At 47.5% G+C, this 16,291-nt stretch carries 13 protein-coding genes; 3 read left to right on the top strand and 10 right to left on the bottom strand.

The features are described 5' to 3' along the window. The first annotated feature begins 23 nt into the window (after positions 1 to 23). A complete protein-coding gene (locus V7Q13_RS16155; protein ID WP_333801708.1) occupies positions 24 to 2,282 on the top strand; it encodes a hypothetical protein in 2,259 nt (752 codons plus the stop codon). On the opposite strand, the gene V7Q13_RS16150 is transcribed toward V7Q13_RS16155, so the two are convergent. Continuing rightward, a complete protein-coding gene (locus tag V7Q13_RS16150) occupies positions 2,279 to 3,178 on the bottom strand; it encodes a diacylglycerol/lipid kinase family protein (protein ID WP_333801707.1) in 900 nt (299 codons plus the stop codon). The genes V7Q13_RS16155 and V7Q13_RS16150 overlap by 4 nt on opposite strands. 138 nt (positions 3,179 to 3,316) lie before the next feature. On the opposite strand from V7Q13_RS16150, the gene V7Q13_RS16145 reads away from it, so the two are divergent. Beyond that, positions 3,317 to 6,046 (top strand): AsmA family protein, encoded by a 2,730-nt coding sequence (locus V7Q13_RS16145; protein WP_333801706.1) that lies wholly within the window; start codon positions 3,317 to 3,319, stop codon positions 6,044 to 6,046. 57 nt (positions 6,047 to 6,103) lie between these two features. On the opposite strand, the gene metH is transcribed toward V7Q13_RS16145, so the two are convergent. The 7 genes from metH to V7Q13_RS16110 all read right to left on the bottom strand — a co-directional run bounded on the left by metH (position 6,104) and on the right by V7Q13_RS16110 (position 14,340). Continuing rightward, positions 6,104 to 8,770, bottom strand: coding sequence for a methionine synthase (metH, locus tag V7Q13_RS16140; RefSeq protein ID WP_333801705.1), 2,667 nt, complete (start codon positions 8,768 to 8,770; stop codon positions 6,104 to 6,106). Positions 8,771 to 8,823: 53 nt separating this feature from the next. Continuing rightward, positions 8,824 to 9,198, bottom strand: coding sequence for a GxxExxY protein (locus V7Q13_RS16135; RefSeq protein WP_333801704.1), 375 nt, complete (start codon positions 9,196 to 9,198; stop codon positions 8,824 to 8,826). Positions 9,199 to 9,260: 62 nt separating this feature from the next. Continuing rightward, on the bottom strand, positions 9,261 to 10,277 hold the full coding sequence (locus V7Q13_RS16130; protein WP_333801703.1) for a homocysteine S-methyltransferase family protein: 1,017 nt from the start codon (positions 10,275 to 10,277) through the stop codon (positions 9,261 to 9,263). Positions 10,278 to 10,619: 342 nt separating this feature from the next. Continuing rightward, on the bottom strand, positions 10,620 to 11,531 hold the full coding sequence (locus tag V7Q13_RS16125) for a DUF5777 family beta-barrel protein (RefSeq protein WP_333801702.1): 912 nt from the start codon (positions 11,529 to 11,531) through the stop codon (positions 10,620 to 10,622). 224 nt (positions 11,532 to 11,755) lie between these two features. After that, positions 11,756 to 12,067 (bottom strand): hypothetical protein, encoded by a 312-nt coding sequence (locus V7Q13_RS16120; RefSeq protein ID WP_333801701.1) that lies wholly within the window; start codon positions 12,065 to 12,067, stop codon positions 11,756 to 11,758. After that, positions 12,054 to 12,671, bottom strand: coding sequence for a recombination mediator RecR (gene recR, locus V7Q13_RS16115; protein ID WP_333801700.1), 618 nt, complete (start codon positions 12,669 to 12,671; stop codon positions 12,054 to 12,056). The genes V7Q13_RS16120 and recR overlap by 14 nt, the downstream gene beginning before the upstream one ends. A 256-nt stretch (positions 12,672 to 12,927) precedes the next feature. Further along, positions 12,928 to 14,340: an Ig-like domain-containing protein gene (locus V7Q13_RS16110; protein ID WP_333801699.1), complete on the bottom strand. Its 1,413-nt coding sequence runs from the start codon at positions 14,338 to 14,340 to the stop codon at positions 12,928 to 12,930. Between the two features lie 133 nt (positions 14,341 to 14,473). Here V7Q13_RS16110 and V7Q13_RS16105 point away from each other — a divergent pair, with 133 nt between their 5' ends. Next, positions 14,474 to 14,971 (top strand): SRPBCC family protein, encoded by a 498-nt coding sequence (locus V7Q13_RS16105; protein WP_333801698.1) that lies wholly within the window; start codon positions 14,474 to 14,476, stop codon positions 14,969 to 14,971. Between the two features lie 7 nt (positions 14,972 to 14,978). Here V7Q13_RS16105 and murI read toward each other — a convergent pair whose 3' ends face one another. Continuing rightward, positions 14,979 to 15,809, bottom strand: a complete 831-nt coding sequence (murI, locus tag V7Q13_RS16100; protein ID WP_333801697.1) for a glutamate racemase — start codon at positions 15,807 to 15,809, stop codon at positions 14,979 to 14,981. Positions 15,810 to 15,818: 9 nt separating this feature from the next. Then, positions 15,819 to 16,259, bottom strand: coding sequence for an ABA4-like family protein (locus V7Q13_RS16095; protein ID WP_333801696.1), 441 nt, complete (start codon positions 16,257 to 16,259; stop codon positions 15,819 to 15,821). Between the last annotated feature and the right edge of the window lie 32 nt (positions 16,260 to 16,291).

Genomic DNA, 16,291 nt, shown 5'->3' with positions numbered 1-16,291 from the left:
TTTGTGTGTAAGGAAGTACAAACATGACAACTACAACCATACCCACCAGACACACCGCTAAAAAAAAGCTGAGACGCTATGCACTCGGTACCTGGTTTTCATTGCCGGTACAGTTGTTTTTGCTGCACTTCAAAAAGTATCAGGCACTGTTGTTGATCTGGTACATGTTGTTTGCCACCGTGGGTGGTTCTTTCATGAATAAGTTTGGTGCCCACATGCTCTTTTTGTACCCGGAGTATTTGGGTAAGGTAAATGCGGTTGCTACTTTTTGGGTGGGTTGCGGCTTTGCTGTTTTCCTGATGTGCTGGAACATTACCACCTTTATTTTGCACAGCCGGGAGTTTAAATTTTTAGCGGCCACGGCACAGCCTTTTCTGAAGTATTGCATCAACAATGCCATACTGCCGCTGCTGTTTATTGTATTCTATTTGGTGCAGGCCATTGAGTTTACCCGTACACAAGAGTTGTTGACTACTGCTAATATTCTGGCCTTGTCGGGTGGGTTTTTAGCCGGTCTTATCTTGGTGTTACTGATTAGCTTTTTATACTTCTTTGGTGCGGATAAAACCATTTACAAACGCCTGACGCCGCAAGCCAAAGAAACGCTGGCGGTAAAGAAACACCGCCTGCACAATTTTCGGCGGCGCAATAAGCAGCGCATTCGGGTAGACTGGTATTTTTCGGCCACGTTGCGGTTGCGGCAGCCACGCAATGTGTCGCATTATGACGATGCTTTTCTCGAACGCATTTTCAGTCAGCATCACCTGGCCGCCATCTTTTCCATCATGCTGGTGTTTGCCTTGCTGGTAGTAGCTGGTTTTTTGCAAGACAATGCCTATTTGCAATTGCCAGCAGCCGGTAGCATCATGGTTTTCTTTGCCATCCTCATAGCCTTGGTGGGTGGGTTTTCTTATTTCATGGGCACTTGGTCGCTGCCTGTGTTGGGCCTGTTGTTTCTTGGTTTTAATTACCTGTATCAGCAAAACATATTTGACCCCCGCAACAAAGCGTACGGCATTGCCTACAACGATACCACTCATGCCGCTTACAACGAGCAGGCATTGATGCAAGCCAGCGATGCCAAACACATTTCCGGCGATTCTTTACAATACATACAGCTGCTCAACAACTGGAAACAACAACAAGGCACCGACAAACCCGTGATGATACTCATAGCCAGCAGTGGTGGCGGCATGAGGGCTGCAACCTTTACCTCGCAAGTATTGCAGCAGCTGGATAGTGCCAGCAGCGGCCGGTTGTTGCGCCAAACTTTTCTCATGACGGGTGCTTCGGGTGGCATGCTCGGTGCTGCATGGATTCGGGAATTGTACCATCGGCGCCAGCAGAAAATACTCAGCGATAGTGCCGCTGCACAACTGGTGCCGGCTGTGTGGCAAGACCTGCTCAATCCGTTGTTCTCTTCATTCGTTACACGAGATTTGATGGCGCCTGCACAATTCTTTTCGTATGCCGGGCAGCGTTACATCAAAGACCGTGGGTATGCTTTTGAGCAAAAGCTCAACAGCAACACCATGGGCTGGCTCGACAAACCCATGCTGGCGTACAAAACAGCAGAAGCCAGCGGCCAACTGCCCCACATGATTTTAAACGCCGTCATTACCCGTGATGGTCGCACCGTGTATTTTAGTAATCATCCGGTTCGGTTTTTTACCAAGCGGCAAATGCCCGGGCAGCAAGTTCATCCAGATGGTATCGATTTCCATTCTTTTTTTGATGCTCAACATGCCGATAGCTTGCGGTTTTTATCGGCCCTGCGTATGAATGCCACTTTCCCGTATGTGCTGCCGAATGTATGGATGCCTACTTCTCCTGTAATTGATGTAATGGATGCTGGCTTTAGAGACAATACCGGCTTGGAAACGGCTCTCAGATTTATGCAGTTTTTTCGACAGTGGCTGCAAGCCAACTGTAGCAAAGTGCTCATACTGCAAATACGGGATAAACCCGAAGGTGGTTGGGACATGCCCTATGAAAGCAACAACATGTTTGATCTGGTAACAAAGCCTGCCTTGCTTACTCAAAACAACCTGTTTCGCTTTCAGGAGTACGACCAGCTAAAACGACTGGAATTGTTGCAACAGCAACAACCCGGCCTTATTGAACGATGGCTGTTTGAATACACCCCGAACAACCAGCAAAGTGCGGCATCACTGAGCTTTCACCTCACCCGCAGCGAGCAGCAGGATATTGTGCTGAGCATTCAACACAATGAGCATTTGCAGCGGGTGCAACAAGCCATTCAAAGCATGCAATCAAATTAAGGCACCAGCAAATTGATGCTGCCTTGCTGCATGGTAAAGTCAAGCGATTCTTCAGTTTGCACAGGATCGCCATCAATGTGCAGTGGTGCCAGTTGCAGGTTGCGAACCTGTATGCTTTTGGCCTGATAATACAGCACATGATTTTTGCCAATGGTTTCTGCCAGTGAACGCAGTTTGTTGTTGCCTCTTATCTGGCGCATCAATGCAAAAGGCAAACCCGCCTTGGGCATTTTTTGTACAATCACAATATCGAGCAAGCCATCGCTGATGCTGGCCAGTGGGGCAATGGTTACGTTGTTGCCAAACTGATTGCTGTTGGCCACACTGATAAAAAAGGCATCGGTAAAAAAGCAGAAATTTTCGATACACACTTCAAACTGATACGGATGGGCTTTGAAAAACTCCACCAATGTTTGTGTGGTATAGGTCATTAACCCACGCCGGCTGCTATGCGAAAATCGTTCGGCTACGGCCGCATCAAAACCAATGCCCGACAGCATGCAGGCAAAATGCCGGTTCACATTAAAACTGTCTGTTTTGGCAACTTTACCGGCTCGTATCACTTCGTAAGCCTGCCTCGGCTTTAGTGGAAGTGCAGCAGTTCTACCCAAACCATTGCCGCTACCTACCGGAATAATGCCAAGGTTCATGCGGGTGTTGCGCACTGCAGCAGCTACCATGTTCACAGTACCATCGCCACCACAAGCTATTACATCGGTAGCATCAAATTCTTCGGCAAAATGTTGCAGTGAGTAGGCGTTGGTGTTTGGTGAGGTATGAAAAATGTGATGTTCAATTCCATCGGCATCGGCTTGTTGTCGTAAAAAAGTTTCCAGCCCGTCTTTTGATCGGGTACCGGCCTTCGGATTAATCACAAAAAAATATCTACGTATCATACCTGCTCCACTATTATTTACGAAGGGTTTAAAGGTAAGCCTGTGCATACAGCTGAAATGACAAAATCATGTCAATTTTCACCAGACCGTACCGTTCAGAGTGCTGCAATACGGTTGTACCTTGCAACTCCATAGCACATGAAAAATACATTTATCAAAGGGTTTAAAATTATTGGCATCAGTGTAGCCGCACTGCTCCTGCTCATGTTTTTATTGCCCATGCTTTTCCCTGAAAAAGTAGCCACACAAATCAAGAGCTGGGCCAATCAAAGCATTGAAGGTGAACTCAACTTTTCGAAAGTGCGGTTGTCTTTTTTCCGGCATTTTCCCAACCTTACACTAAGCTTGTATGATTACTCACTTACGGGTAGTGCTCCCTTTGCCAAAGACACATTGGCTGCAGGTAAAGAGCTGGCCATGGGCATCAATCTGTTTTCGTTGTTTAAAGAGTCGATTGAAGTCAACAAGTTTTATGTAGATGCTTCGAGGTTCAATATTTTGGTTGACAAAGAAGGCAACGCCAATTATAACATTTACAAAAGCGATACCACTGCTGCCGTCAATACCGGCGACAGCGCTTCGGCACACCTCAATATTGAAGGCATTGTAATCAGCAACAGTAGCCTGCGCTACAACGATCAGTCATTGCCCATGTTGCTTCAAATGGATGGCCTCAACTATGAAGGCAAGGGCGACCTTAACTACAGCCAGTTTGATTTGGAATCTGAATTGCAGGCAGATAGTGTGGATTTTATATACGACGGCACACCGTATATACAACGCAAGCAGCTACGGGCAGAACTCATTACCGGCATCAATACCTCATCGCTGAGTTTCCGTTTTGCCAAAAACGATATTCTCATCAACAAACTGCCGGTCGATTTTTCGGGTAGCTTAACCATTGTAGATGATGGCTACGATATTGACATGCATGTGATATCGGGCACTACCGATTTTGGCAACATCTTTTCTGCCTTGCCGCCGGAGTATAACGAATGGTTTGCCAGCACTACATTCAAAGGCCGCTCACAAATCAAACTGGATTTAGAAGGCAAATACCGGGCAGCGCAACACCTGGCACCCAACCTGCACATGCACATGTGGGTGAATGACGGACTGATACAACACAAAGCAGCACCTGCCCCGCTAGAACATTTTTATACCGGCATCGATTTCAGCATGCCCTCGCTGAATGCAGACAGCATGGAGCTGCGTATCGACTCGTTGAAATTTTTGCTGAAAGGAAGCCCTACTTTTTTCACCCTCAGCAGCAAGGGCGTTCATAAGCCCATGGTGAAGGGGAAGCTCAACAGCCAACTGGATTTGTCGTTGCTGGATCAGGCATTGGGCCTTAGTAATATGGAATTAAAAGGGCTGCTGAATATGCGGGCCAATATCAATGGCCGTTTTGATGGCGACAATCAACTGTTTCCACCCACCAATGCCAGCATTACGCTCCGCAATGGTTTTGTACAAACCAGCTACTACCCACAGCCCGTTTCTAATTTGGATTTAGATGTTGCGATTAATGGACAAAGCGGCACCTACAACGATTTACACATTCAACTGAAACCGGTTTCTTTTCAGTTTGAACAGCAGCCTTTTTCACTCACTGCAGATTTACGCAACCTCAACAATGTAGCCTATAATATTGCAGCCAAAGGAACGCTTAACCTCGGCAGGTTGTATCAGGTATTTGCTATTCCCGACTATGGTTTTAAGGGCATGCTGAAAGCTGATCTTGCGTTGCAAGGCACACAAGCAGATTTGATGGAAGGCCGCTATCAGGCACTTAACAACAAGGGCACATTGGAAGCCATCAACTGGCAATTGCGCAGCCGCGATTACCCCTATCCGTTTGAAGTACCAACCGCATCACTTCGTTTCGATAGAGAAAAAGCCTGGCTCAGCAATACACAAATACAATACCGTGGCAACAGTATGATGCTCACGGGATATGCCAGCAATTTTATTGGTTACTATTTGCAGGGTAGTCCGCTTACCGGCAAGCTGAGTGTACGCAGTAAGAAATTGGTGGTTGATGATTTTATGGAGCTGATGCCAGCCGACAGCAGTGCTGCAGCAGATAGCACCACAGCCAGCACGGGTGTAGTTTTGTTGCCCCGCAACCTGCAGCTTAGCTTCGACGCTGTGGTAGATGAAATTGTGTACGGCCAATCTACCATCCGCAACTTTGGCGGGCAATTGCAACTGCAGCAAGGCAAGCTCGATATGCGGCAAACCCGCTTTAGCATTGCCGGTGCCAATGTGCAAATGGAAGGCAACTACTCACCGCAGCACACTAAAAGCGCCTTGTTTGCTGTCAAGCTTAAAGCCGATTCTTTTGATGTAAAAAAAGCTTACGACGAAATACCACTCTTTCGGGAAATGGCCAGTGCGGCGCAGGGTGTGCAGGGCCAGGTATCTCTCGATTATGCACTCGATGGCCGTTTAAACGAAACCATGTACCCGGTGATGCCGAGCCTCAAAGGCAGTGGCTACCTCAAGCTGGAAAATGTGAAAGTAAAAGGCCAAAAGATATTGGGTGCCATCAGCAAAAAAACGGGTAAGGATAGTTTGAGTCAGGGTAATATCAAAGCAGTGGTCATCAAGAGCAGCATTGCCAACAACATCATGACCATCGAACGCACCAAAATGAAAGTGTTTGGCTTTCGGCCACGCTTCGAAGGACAGGTGTCGCTAGATGGCCGCATGAACCTGAAGTTTCGATTGGGCCTGCCACCTTTCGGCATCATTGGTATACCCATGACCATTACCGGCACCAACGACAAGCCTGTGGTAAAACTGCGCCGTGGCAAAGAGGCCGATGAACTGGAAGAAGAGTTGGATGAAGAAGAAATAGAATAACGTGTGCTGATTTGTGTTCTAATAAAAAAGCCGCTTCGATGATGAAGCGGCTTTTTATTATTCCAGCACTGGACGAAGCCATTTTTCTGCGTACTCAATCGGTTCACCTTTTCGTTTGGCATAGTCTTCCAGTTGGTCGCGTTGTATTTTGCCAATGCCGAAGTACTGGCTTTGCGGATGGCTGAAATACCAACCACACACCGATGATGCCGGATACATCGCCATGCTTTCGGTGAGGGTAATGCCCGTGGCTTCTCCTGCATTGAGCAATGCAAACAGCTTGTATTTTTCTGTATGATCGGGGCAGGCCGGATAGCCTGGCGCAGGGCGAATACCCACGTACTCTTCTTTAATCAATTCCTCATTGCTCAGGCTTTCTTGCTGCTGGTAGCCCCAGTATTCTTTCCTTACTTTTTCGTGCAGGTATTCAGCAAATGCTTCTGCCAAACGGTCGGCCAGTGCCTGCAGCATAATCTTGTTGTAATCGTCGTGTTCGGCTTCAAATTTTTTGATCCATTGTTCAAGGCCATGAATGGTTACTGCGAAAGCACCGATATGATCTCCGGGTTCTTGAGAAATATAATCCGCCAATGAAAAGTTTGGCTGGCCTGCTGCTTTTTGTGCCTGTTGGCGCAGGAAGTTGAGCTTGGTGGTTTGATTGTTGTGCTGCAGCAACACATCATCGCCTTCGTTGATAGCCGGCCAAAAACCAACCACTCCTTTAGGTGTGAGCCATTGTTCTGCTGCTACTTTATCTAGCAATGCATTGGCATCGTTGTACAACTTGGTGGCTTCAGTACCCACTACTTTATCCGTCAGTATTTCGGGGAAGTTACCATGCATTTCCCAAGCTATGAAAAACGGTTTCCAATCGATGTACGGACGAAGTGTTTCAACCGTGATATCTGTAATTGTTTTAGTGCCAGTAAATGCTGGAGTAGGTGGTGTGTAGCCTTCCCAGTTGATGGCCACTTTGTTTTGCTGCGCTGCAGCCAGTGGCAAATAATTCTTCACCACTTTTTTGGCATGAAAGCTCTCAGCGAGTTTATCATATTCATTGCGCAGGGTATTCAAAAATCCAGATTTGGTATCGTTGTTGAGCAGGCTGCCCGCAACGGTTACACTGCGGCTGGCATCCAACACATGAATTACACCATTGTCGTACTGCGGGGCAATTTTTACAGCAGTGTGCATGCGGCTGGTGGTAGCGCCACCAATGAGCAGCGGCTGCTTCATTCCCCGGCGTTTCATTTCGTGGGCTACGTGTACCATTTCATCCAGCGATGGCGTAATCAACCCCGACAAGCCAATGATATCGGCACCCACTTTTTGTGCTTCATCCAATATTTTATCGGTAGGCACCATCACACCCAAATCAACAATGCGATAACCGTTACATGCCAGTACTACACCTACTATGTTTTTACCGATGTCGTGCACATCCCCTTTTACAGTAGCCAACAAAATGGTGGCCACCGCAGAAGTATCGGCGTTGTCTGCTTTTTCTGCTTCAATAAAAGGCGTGAGGTAGGCCACGCTTTTCTTCATCACACGGGCACTCTTTACCACCTGTGGCAAAAACATTTTGCCAGCCCCAAACAAGTCGCCTACCACATTCATGCCATCCATCAGCGGGCCTTCAATTACATCCAGCGGACGGGGCAGCAGTTGGCGGGCTTCTTCTGTATCCGCATCCACATAATCGGTGATGCCGTTTACGAGTGCATGCTTCAATCTTTCGGCCACAGGAGCCAGGCGCCAGGTTTCATCTTTCTTTACTTCCTTGCCTTTTGCTTTTACTGTTTCGGCAAAAGCAATAAGTTTTTCGGTGGCTTCGTTGTTGTCGTTGTTGCGGTTCAGGATGACATCTTCGCATAAATCTCTGAGCGTTGGTTCTATTTCATCGTACACCACCAGCTGGCCGGCGTTTACAATGCCCATATCCATGCCGGCTTTAATGGCATGATACAAGAACACACTGTGCATCGCTTCACGAACGTGATCGTTGCCACGGAAAGAAAACGACAGGTTGCTCACACCACCACTTACTTTGGTCAAAGGCATCAACTGTTTGATGCGGCGGGTAGCATTGATGAAATCAACCCCATAGTTGTTGTGCTCTTCGAGGCCGGTGGCTACGGCAAAAATGTTGGGGTCGAAAATGATGTCCTGCGGATCGAAGCCCACTTGCTCAGTGAGAATTTTATACGCCCGGTGGCAGATTTCCACTTTGCGGTCTTCGGTATCAGCCTGGCCCACTTCGTCGAATGCCATTACAATCACCGCAGCGCCATAGTCGCGGCAGATGTATGCCTGCTCTATGAACTTGGCTTCGCCTTCCTTCATCGAAATAGAGTTGACGATGCACTTGCCTTGTACGCATTTCAAACCCGCTTCAATAATCTCAAACTTAGAAGAATCGATCATGACGGGAATGCGGGCTATGTCGGGTTCGCTTTGCAACAGGTTGAGGAAAGTAACCATGGCCTGTACCCCATCGAGCAGGGCATCGTCCATGTTTACGTCGATGATTTGGGCACCGTTTTCTACCTGCTGGCGGGCTACGCTCAGGGCTTCTTCGTATTTGTTTTCCCGTATGAGACGGGCAAACATTTTGGAACCCGTTACATTGGTTCTTTCACCAACGTTTACAAAGTTCGTTTCGGGCCGAACCACCAAAGGTTCGAGGCCGGCTAAGCGGAGGTATGGTTTGATGACAGTCATGTTTTTTACCACAGAGGAATCAGAGGTTGGCACAGAGTTGCGCAGAGCAAATCTTAATACACAATTCGTTTGATTCCATCTTTTAAATGTTTACAATGAAAGTTGAGCAGGAGACCAACCTTACAACCAGAAAGTTTCAGGTAAGTGATGACTTGCGCAACATGAACATCCGTTAATGCTTCTACAGCTTTTGTTTCTATTACAACTTTGTTTTCAACCAAAAGATCTAGTCTGTATCCTACATCCAGTTTCACAGATTCATACATCAGCGGTAGTCCTTTTTCCTTTTCAGTATAAAGACCTGCTTTGTTTAACTCGTAATACAAGCACTCTTTATAACTTGATTCCAACAAACCTGGCCCTAATGCTGTGTGTACTTTAAATGCACAACCCAATATTTCTTCTGTTAGCTGATTGATGAATTCCATGTAAATACTTTGTGTGACTCTGTGTGAACCTCAGTTGCCTCTGTGGTTAAATGTCTTTATGGTTACAAAGCCTTCTCCACTACCGGCACTTCTCTCGGCTTCAGGCTTTTGACGTGCTGGGCAATGTGGCGGATGTGGTCGGGTGTGGTGCCGCAGCAACCGCCTACAATGTTTACATACCCTTCTTTGGCCCACTCTTCTATAAAGTGAGCCGTTTCGTGTGGTTGTTCGTCGTACTCACCCATGGCGTTGGGCAGGCCGGCGTTGGGGTAAGCACTGGTGAAGCAGCTGGCAATCTGGCTCAGTTCTTCGATGTGGCTGCGCATTTCCTGCGCCCCCAGGGCACAGTTGAGGCCCACACTCAGCGGACGGGCATGCGCCACACTGGTGTAAAAAGCTTCCAGCGTTTGACCACTCAGGGTGCGGCCGCTGGCATCGGTAATGGTACCGCTGATGCTGATGGGCAGCTCGGGCTTACCGCTGTCGCGGAAATATTTTTTCACCGCTACAATAGCCGCCTTGGCATTAAGGGTATCAAAAATGGTTTCGATGAGGAGCAGGTCTACGCCGCCTTCTACCAATGCCTGCACCTGTGTGTAATAGGCTTCCATGGCTTCGTCGAACCTGAGGGCCCGGTAGCCGGGGTTGTTCACATCGGGGCTGAGCGATAAGGTTTTGTTCATGGGGCCAATGGCGCCGGCTACAAATTTGGGCGTGGTGTCGCCGGTTTCGGCACGGTACTCTTCAATGGCCTGGCGGGCACATTGGGCAGCGGCTACGTTGAGCTCATGTGCAAGGCTTTCCATGCCGTAATCGGCGAGTGATACCACCTGGCAGTTGAAGGTGTTGGTTTCAATAATATCGGCGCCGGCCTGCAGGTATTGCTTGTGAATGCCCACAATGATGTGCGGCTGCGTAAGGCACAACAGGTCGTTGTTGCCTTTGAGATCGCTGGGCCAATCTTTGAAACGTTCGCCGCGATAGTCGGCTTCTTCGAGTTTGTGACGCTGTATCATGGTGCCCATGGCGCCATCAATGACTAAAATGCGTTTGCTGAGTTCTTCGCGTATGTTGCTCATAGTATGTTCAGGTTTGCACTGCAGCTGAAGTGTCCCGATAGCTATCGGGAGACACAACCGGTGCTGTAAAGTAGTACCACTGCTTGTGACCACAGTATTAAAATGCTGAACTATAAACGAGGGAAAATCCGGAGTGGAAGTACACATCGTTTATTAGTTCGGTGAAGATGCTGTTTCGTTTGTGGTGCTTCGACAAGCTCAGCATAACAAACTACTTACCCAGCAGGCCGAACAATAAACAAATCCGCCTGCCGGATGGCAAAGGTATTGCAAAATGCTGAATGGGCGGGTTTGCTAAAAACGGAAAACCGCTGCCTTGCGACAACGGTTTTATAAGTTAGGTTACCATTTTGGGGGCTTCGATTTCTTTTTGCCGCCAATTTGAAATACCCGGCTGATGTTGAAACCAAAATGAGTATCATCACCGAAAAAGTTGCCGGTGGTTTCAGTCAGGAAGGGCTTTTCAGCAATCCCTTGTCCGTTGGTAAAAATCAATTGGAAAACGTGACCACCAGTTTCAATATCAAAACCAATGGCCAGTGAGTTGCGGGTATTGGCAAATTTGTAGTCGCTCAGGTTGTAGTAGTATTCTACATTGAGGCTGGTGCTCTTGGTGAGCTTAAAGCGGCCACCGGCACCGAGTGAAATAATATCGTTGGGATCGGTAGATGTAGGCACAATATTGTAGTGCGTAAATGTAGGCATCAACTGCAGCGACAAACCTTCGGTAAACTTACGGGCCACTAACAGTTGCATGGTGTATGCCATACGGTCGGTAAAGTTGGGTTTGTACGGCAGCGAGGCGGCATAGTCATCCGTACGAATCATGCCCGCTACTACCACGGCCACAGATACGGGCATGCCCGAAGATTTTTGCTCCAAAAATTTGTACTTCACAAATCCATCGAGTTGCTTTTGATAACTGGTGCGGCCAATGCCCACCATCAATTTATCAGTAATGCCATAATCGAGACCTAAACGAATAAAAGCCTGATCGAGACCGAACATTTCTTTAATGCCACTATTGAGCTTACCAATGCGGTGTTGAATTTTAAAATCGAGAACACCAGCGGGCAATGATTCTACACTGTGACCGTTGGAAATACGGGTGGTTTTAATTGTTGCCAACACCACTTCTGGTCCTTTCTTTTCTTCCTTTTTAGTTTCCTGCTCCAGCAGTTTATCCAGGTCTACATCTTGAGCAAATACAGGTGCAGTAAGCAATACAGCAGCAGCTAACAATATGTGTTTCATTGTCGGGGGCAATTCAGACTTGAAAAAAGTATAGAAGAGATACGGGCAAAAGCAGGTACACAGGGGCAATACTTTGGCGCTGAAAGTAGCACCTGTTGTATCGCAGGCAGTAGCCGGAGGATATACAATATCTGCCTAATCGTAGTAGCAAGATGGCAGGAAAAGTGCAACCAACCCCATCATCAGGAACATTAAAGATTTATACTTCATAAATACGCTATCGTTTAGTTGTTGAGGGCGCCGGCAGCCACCCATTTTTTTATTGTGGCCAGCTGGCAACTGATGAGCTTGTAGCCCTGTGGCATGGCTGAAAAGCCAGTGAGGTAATTGATGGAACCCATGAGCCGACCGTTGGTAACAGCAGCTTTTACACCGGCATGTGTAGAGAAGTTGTAACCACCACTGGCAAGGGCACTGCTATGGCAACCAAGGCAGGCCGTGTTGATAATAGGCGCAACAGATTTACTGTAAGTAACTGTGGCTGTTTTGCCCAACAGGGAAAAAACGGCCCCGAACAGGAACTTACTGCCGAACAAAGTTTTCGACCGGCAGGCGGTTTTGCAGGCTGCGGGCCAAGGTCATTTCATCGGCATATTCCAGTTCGCCACCAAAGGCAATGCCCCTCGAAATAGCGGTGACTTTAACCGGCAAGTGGGCCAGTTTTTTCTGGATGAAATAAATACTGGTGTCGCCCTGTATGTTGGGGTTGAGGGCAAAAATGATTTCGCTGACGTGGTTGTTGGTAGCCCGTTGTATGAGGGTGTCAATGTTCAACTGATCAGGCCCAATGCCATCGAGTGGCGAAATAACACCGCCCAATACATGGTAGGTACCGTTGTATTGCTGCGTGGCTTCTATGGCCATTACATCGCGGATGCTTTCTACTACACAAATCAACTCTTGCTTGCGGGCAGGTGTAGCACAAATGTTACACAAGGCATGGTCGCTTACATTGTGGCATTGCTGACAAAACTGAATTTCCCGCCGCATTTTGCTGATGGTTTCGGCAAACATGTCTACCTGTGCGGGGTCGGTTTTTAGTAAATGCAATACCAGCCGCAGGGCTGTTTTTTTGCCAATACCCGGCAGCCTCGAAAACTCGGCCACTGCATTTTCTAATAAGGTAGAAGAGAAGTTCATGAATTGGGGCGCAAGATAAGTTGAATTGATAGCAAGTTTTTAACCACAGAGGGAAAGGAGGCGGGCACAGCGGAACATGGAGGATTTTTTTTGAACCACTAACTCTCAAAGATTACACAAGAAGCACAAAGCTTTTACCACAGAGGAAATGGAGGTAAGAGCAGAAGAACACGGAGTTCTTGCCAACCACAAACTGCATACTCCTTGACCTTAACCTTGGCGATTGGCCTTTCGCTTTCAGCCTTCGGCCTTAAGCCTACAACTCAATATCAAACTCATTTTCCCAGCCGGCCTTGATACTGAATTTTTGCTCAATGGCCAGCACTACTTCGGGTTGCATTTTTTTCCAGTAATCGCCGGTATCCCACTTGCCGTTTTGATTGGCGTCGTACAAAATACGGAGCACATACTCCCCGGGTTTAAACAGTTTAATGGATACTTTATTGCTGGTAAGCACCGTGGTATTTACAACTGCGTTGGCTTCTACCCACTGCAGCACAGGGTGCAACGAAAGATCGAGGTTGGTAAAATTCATTTTCAGCGAACCGTATTCCCGTTCGCTTTTGGTTTTAAACAGCACCGTATCGGTTTTTGTATTGATGTTGCCTAAAGTATCGGTTACAAACCCACGACCTATGCGCAAAAAAAAGTGTTCTTCTTCCTTCCAGGGGTATTTCAGTACCACCCGGTTTTCTGCAGTATCTAGCGTTAGGCGGTAGTTGGTTTTGGCTACGCCGTTGGTATCAGCCAATAGTAATTTGCTGCTATCAATAGTGGCAATGGGTTTTGAAAACCGAAACTCCAAATTGGTCAGTAAATCTTGTGGCGCATTTTCATTTGCAGTAGTTGTTACTTGTACCAGCTTGTCTTCTTTCTTACGGTTGTTGTTATCTGTGGCAGCAGGGGTGGCTTTTTTCGGTACTTCTTTTTCTGCCTCAAAAGCCCGCAATGCTATGGGTGTAGTATTGGTGCCAGTTGTTACAAGGCTACCATGAAACGCAAACTTGGTGCGGTTGCTGCTGTAGCGGCGCAGGCCTTCGTCTTTCAGTGCAAAAAGATAAAAGCTACCGGCTGGCAGTTGCTCAAACAAAAACTCACCTTTTCCATTGGGTTTGGTTACAAAGCGGGGCTTTATTTTGGCCACTGCCGAGTCATCCGGGTCGGAGTGCAACAGTATGGATAAAGTGCTGTCGGGCAAGCCCGTTTCTGCGTCCGTTACAATACCGCTCAGCTGCAAGCTGTCGATGTAACTGCCCGTGCTAAACACATATTTAAAATTGCGCAGCGGGTTCCCTTCGTTTACATCTTTTAAGGCATTGCCAAACTGAAAACTATAGGTAGTGTTGGGCTGCAGAGTATCTTTTATTTTAATATACACATGGCGCAGCCGGCCATAAATGTCGGGCATGCGTTCATACGGCGGGTTTACAATTAACTCTTGTTGCAGGTTATCGAGTTGCACGTATTCATCAAACTCAAGGGTAATATTTGTACCATCAAACCGGGTGCTTTGGTTGATGGGGGTTGCCTTTATAAGTACAGGGGCCAGTGTATCTTTTGGCCCACCCGTAGGTGGTATAATATTGGCACAACCCGGCACCAATGTAGCCCACCACGCAAGTGTCGGCAGCACCAGCAGCCATTTGTAATAAGAAAAAGCTTTGTTCATGCAGGTTGCAAACTTACAGGTGTACACAATGCCAAGGCTTGCAGCAAAGTGTGAAAATGTTTTACGGGCGTTAAATGACCCGTTTATTCTTCCGGGCGTTCAACATTCAGCATCGCTGGTTTGTATTGCTATCATGTCTAAAGTATACTCACTGAAAACCGTGCAAAAAATGCCTATCTCGTTGGAGCAGGCATGGGATTTTTTTAGCAAACCCGACAACCTGAAAGACATTACGCCTTCCAACCTGGGCTTTGTTATTCGCAGCAAACACCATGGGGTGCGAATGTATCCGGGCCAGATTATTGAATACACCGTGAGCCCCGTGCTGGGCATACCGCTCTACTGGATGACCGAAATTACCCATGTACAAGACCAACGTTTTTTTGTAGATGAGCAACGCTTTGGCCCTTACAGCCTGTGGCATCATCAGCATCATTTTACACCCATAGATGGTGGTGTAGAAATGACGGACATTGTACATTACAAATTACCAATGTGGGTGCTGGGCGATATAGCGCATGGCTTATTTGTAAAAGCACAGCTCCGGCAAATTTTTGCCCACCGTTTTCAAAAAACAACAGAACTGTTTGGCGAATGGCCCGGCCAGAAAATGGATGTACAATTTTCTTAATGCTGTTTTACACCAAGCTTACGTGCTGCGATTGCACGGCGGTGCCGTAAAAAACAGAGGCTTGTTCATCAAAACTGCGGGTATCGTCGGTAGTGTAAAAGTGCCGCAGCGCATGCTTTGAAATACGATGCTCCATCTGCGGATGCCGTTGTAAATAATCCACCAGACTATTGGCCACAATATCGCCCTGCGATACAATACGTGTTCCGGTTGGTGCGTATTGTTGTATTTTTTGTTGCAGCAAAGGATAATGCGTACAAGCCAGCAGCAGTGTGTCTATGGCTGCGTCTTGAGCTAACAGTTGCTGCAAATATTCTTGCACAAAAAAATCGGCACCGGCACTGTTGTGTTCATTGTTTTCTACCAGTGGTACCCACATGGGGCAGGCCTGCTGAAATACTTGTAACTGCGGCCAAAACTTTTCAATTTCTATTGGGTATGAGTTGGAAGTAACAGTACCCTTTGTACCGAGTATACCCACCTTTCCGGTTTGCGAAAACTGCCCGATGATTTCAGTGGTTGGTCTTATTACCCCGAGCACACGGTTGCCGGAGTCGGGCATTTTGGGCAAATCCTGTTGTTGTATGGTACGCAATGCTTTGGCACTGGCGGTGTTGCAAGCCAATATCACCAACGGACAACCTTGTGCAAAAAACCACTGTACACACTGCCAGGTGTATTCGTACACAGTATCAAAACTGCGTGGGCCGTAAGGGCTTCGGGCATTGTCGCCGAGGTAGAGGTAATCGTACTGCGGCAGTTGCTGCACAATGCTTTTAAACACGGTGAGCCCGCCATAACCAGAATCGAAAATACCAATGGGAGATTTTGCCTGCATACCTGCTGTTTACTGCGCCGTATGCGCCGACCAATACTGACCGGTACGCCACCAACGCACCACAAAGTAAAGCAATACACCCACCGGACCGAGCATGAAAGTAAATACCAAACACAGCGACAACTGCCATCTTGAAACGGCATGCTGCTGCGCATTGCCCACCATCCATAAACCAGCCAGCAAATCGAAGGCGAGGTAGTGAATCCAACCGGTGAGTACCGCACCTGCTGAGCCTTGCAACGACTGCAAGCCCGCCAGCGTTTGAAAAGATTGCATATCGGTTGGGCCGAGGTTTTGATACAAGCAAACAACATACGTAATACACAATGCTACTACTACACTGCCTGCCAGCACAGTAGTCGTTTCGGGCCGGCGATACATGAGCAGCAGGTACAGCCATGCCACAAGGGCCAGCAGGTTAACGACTTGATAAACCAATTCGTAATTCATGGAAGGATTGTTTACTTTGAACAAACAGCCAA

The organism is Phnomibacter sp., assembly GCF_036803085.1.
In the GTDB taxonomy this organism is placed as follows: Bacteria; Bacteroidota; Bacteroidia; order Chitinophagales; family Chitinophagaceae; genus Phnomibacter.
The sequence above is the reverse complement of the archived record's forward strand: the minus strand, read 5'-3'. Positions and strand labels throughout refer to the sequence as shown.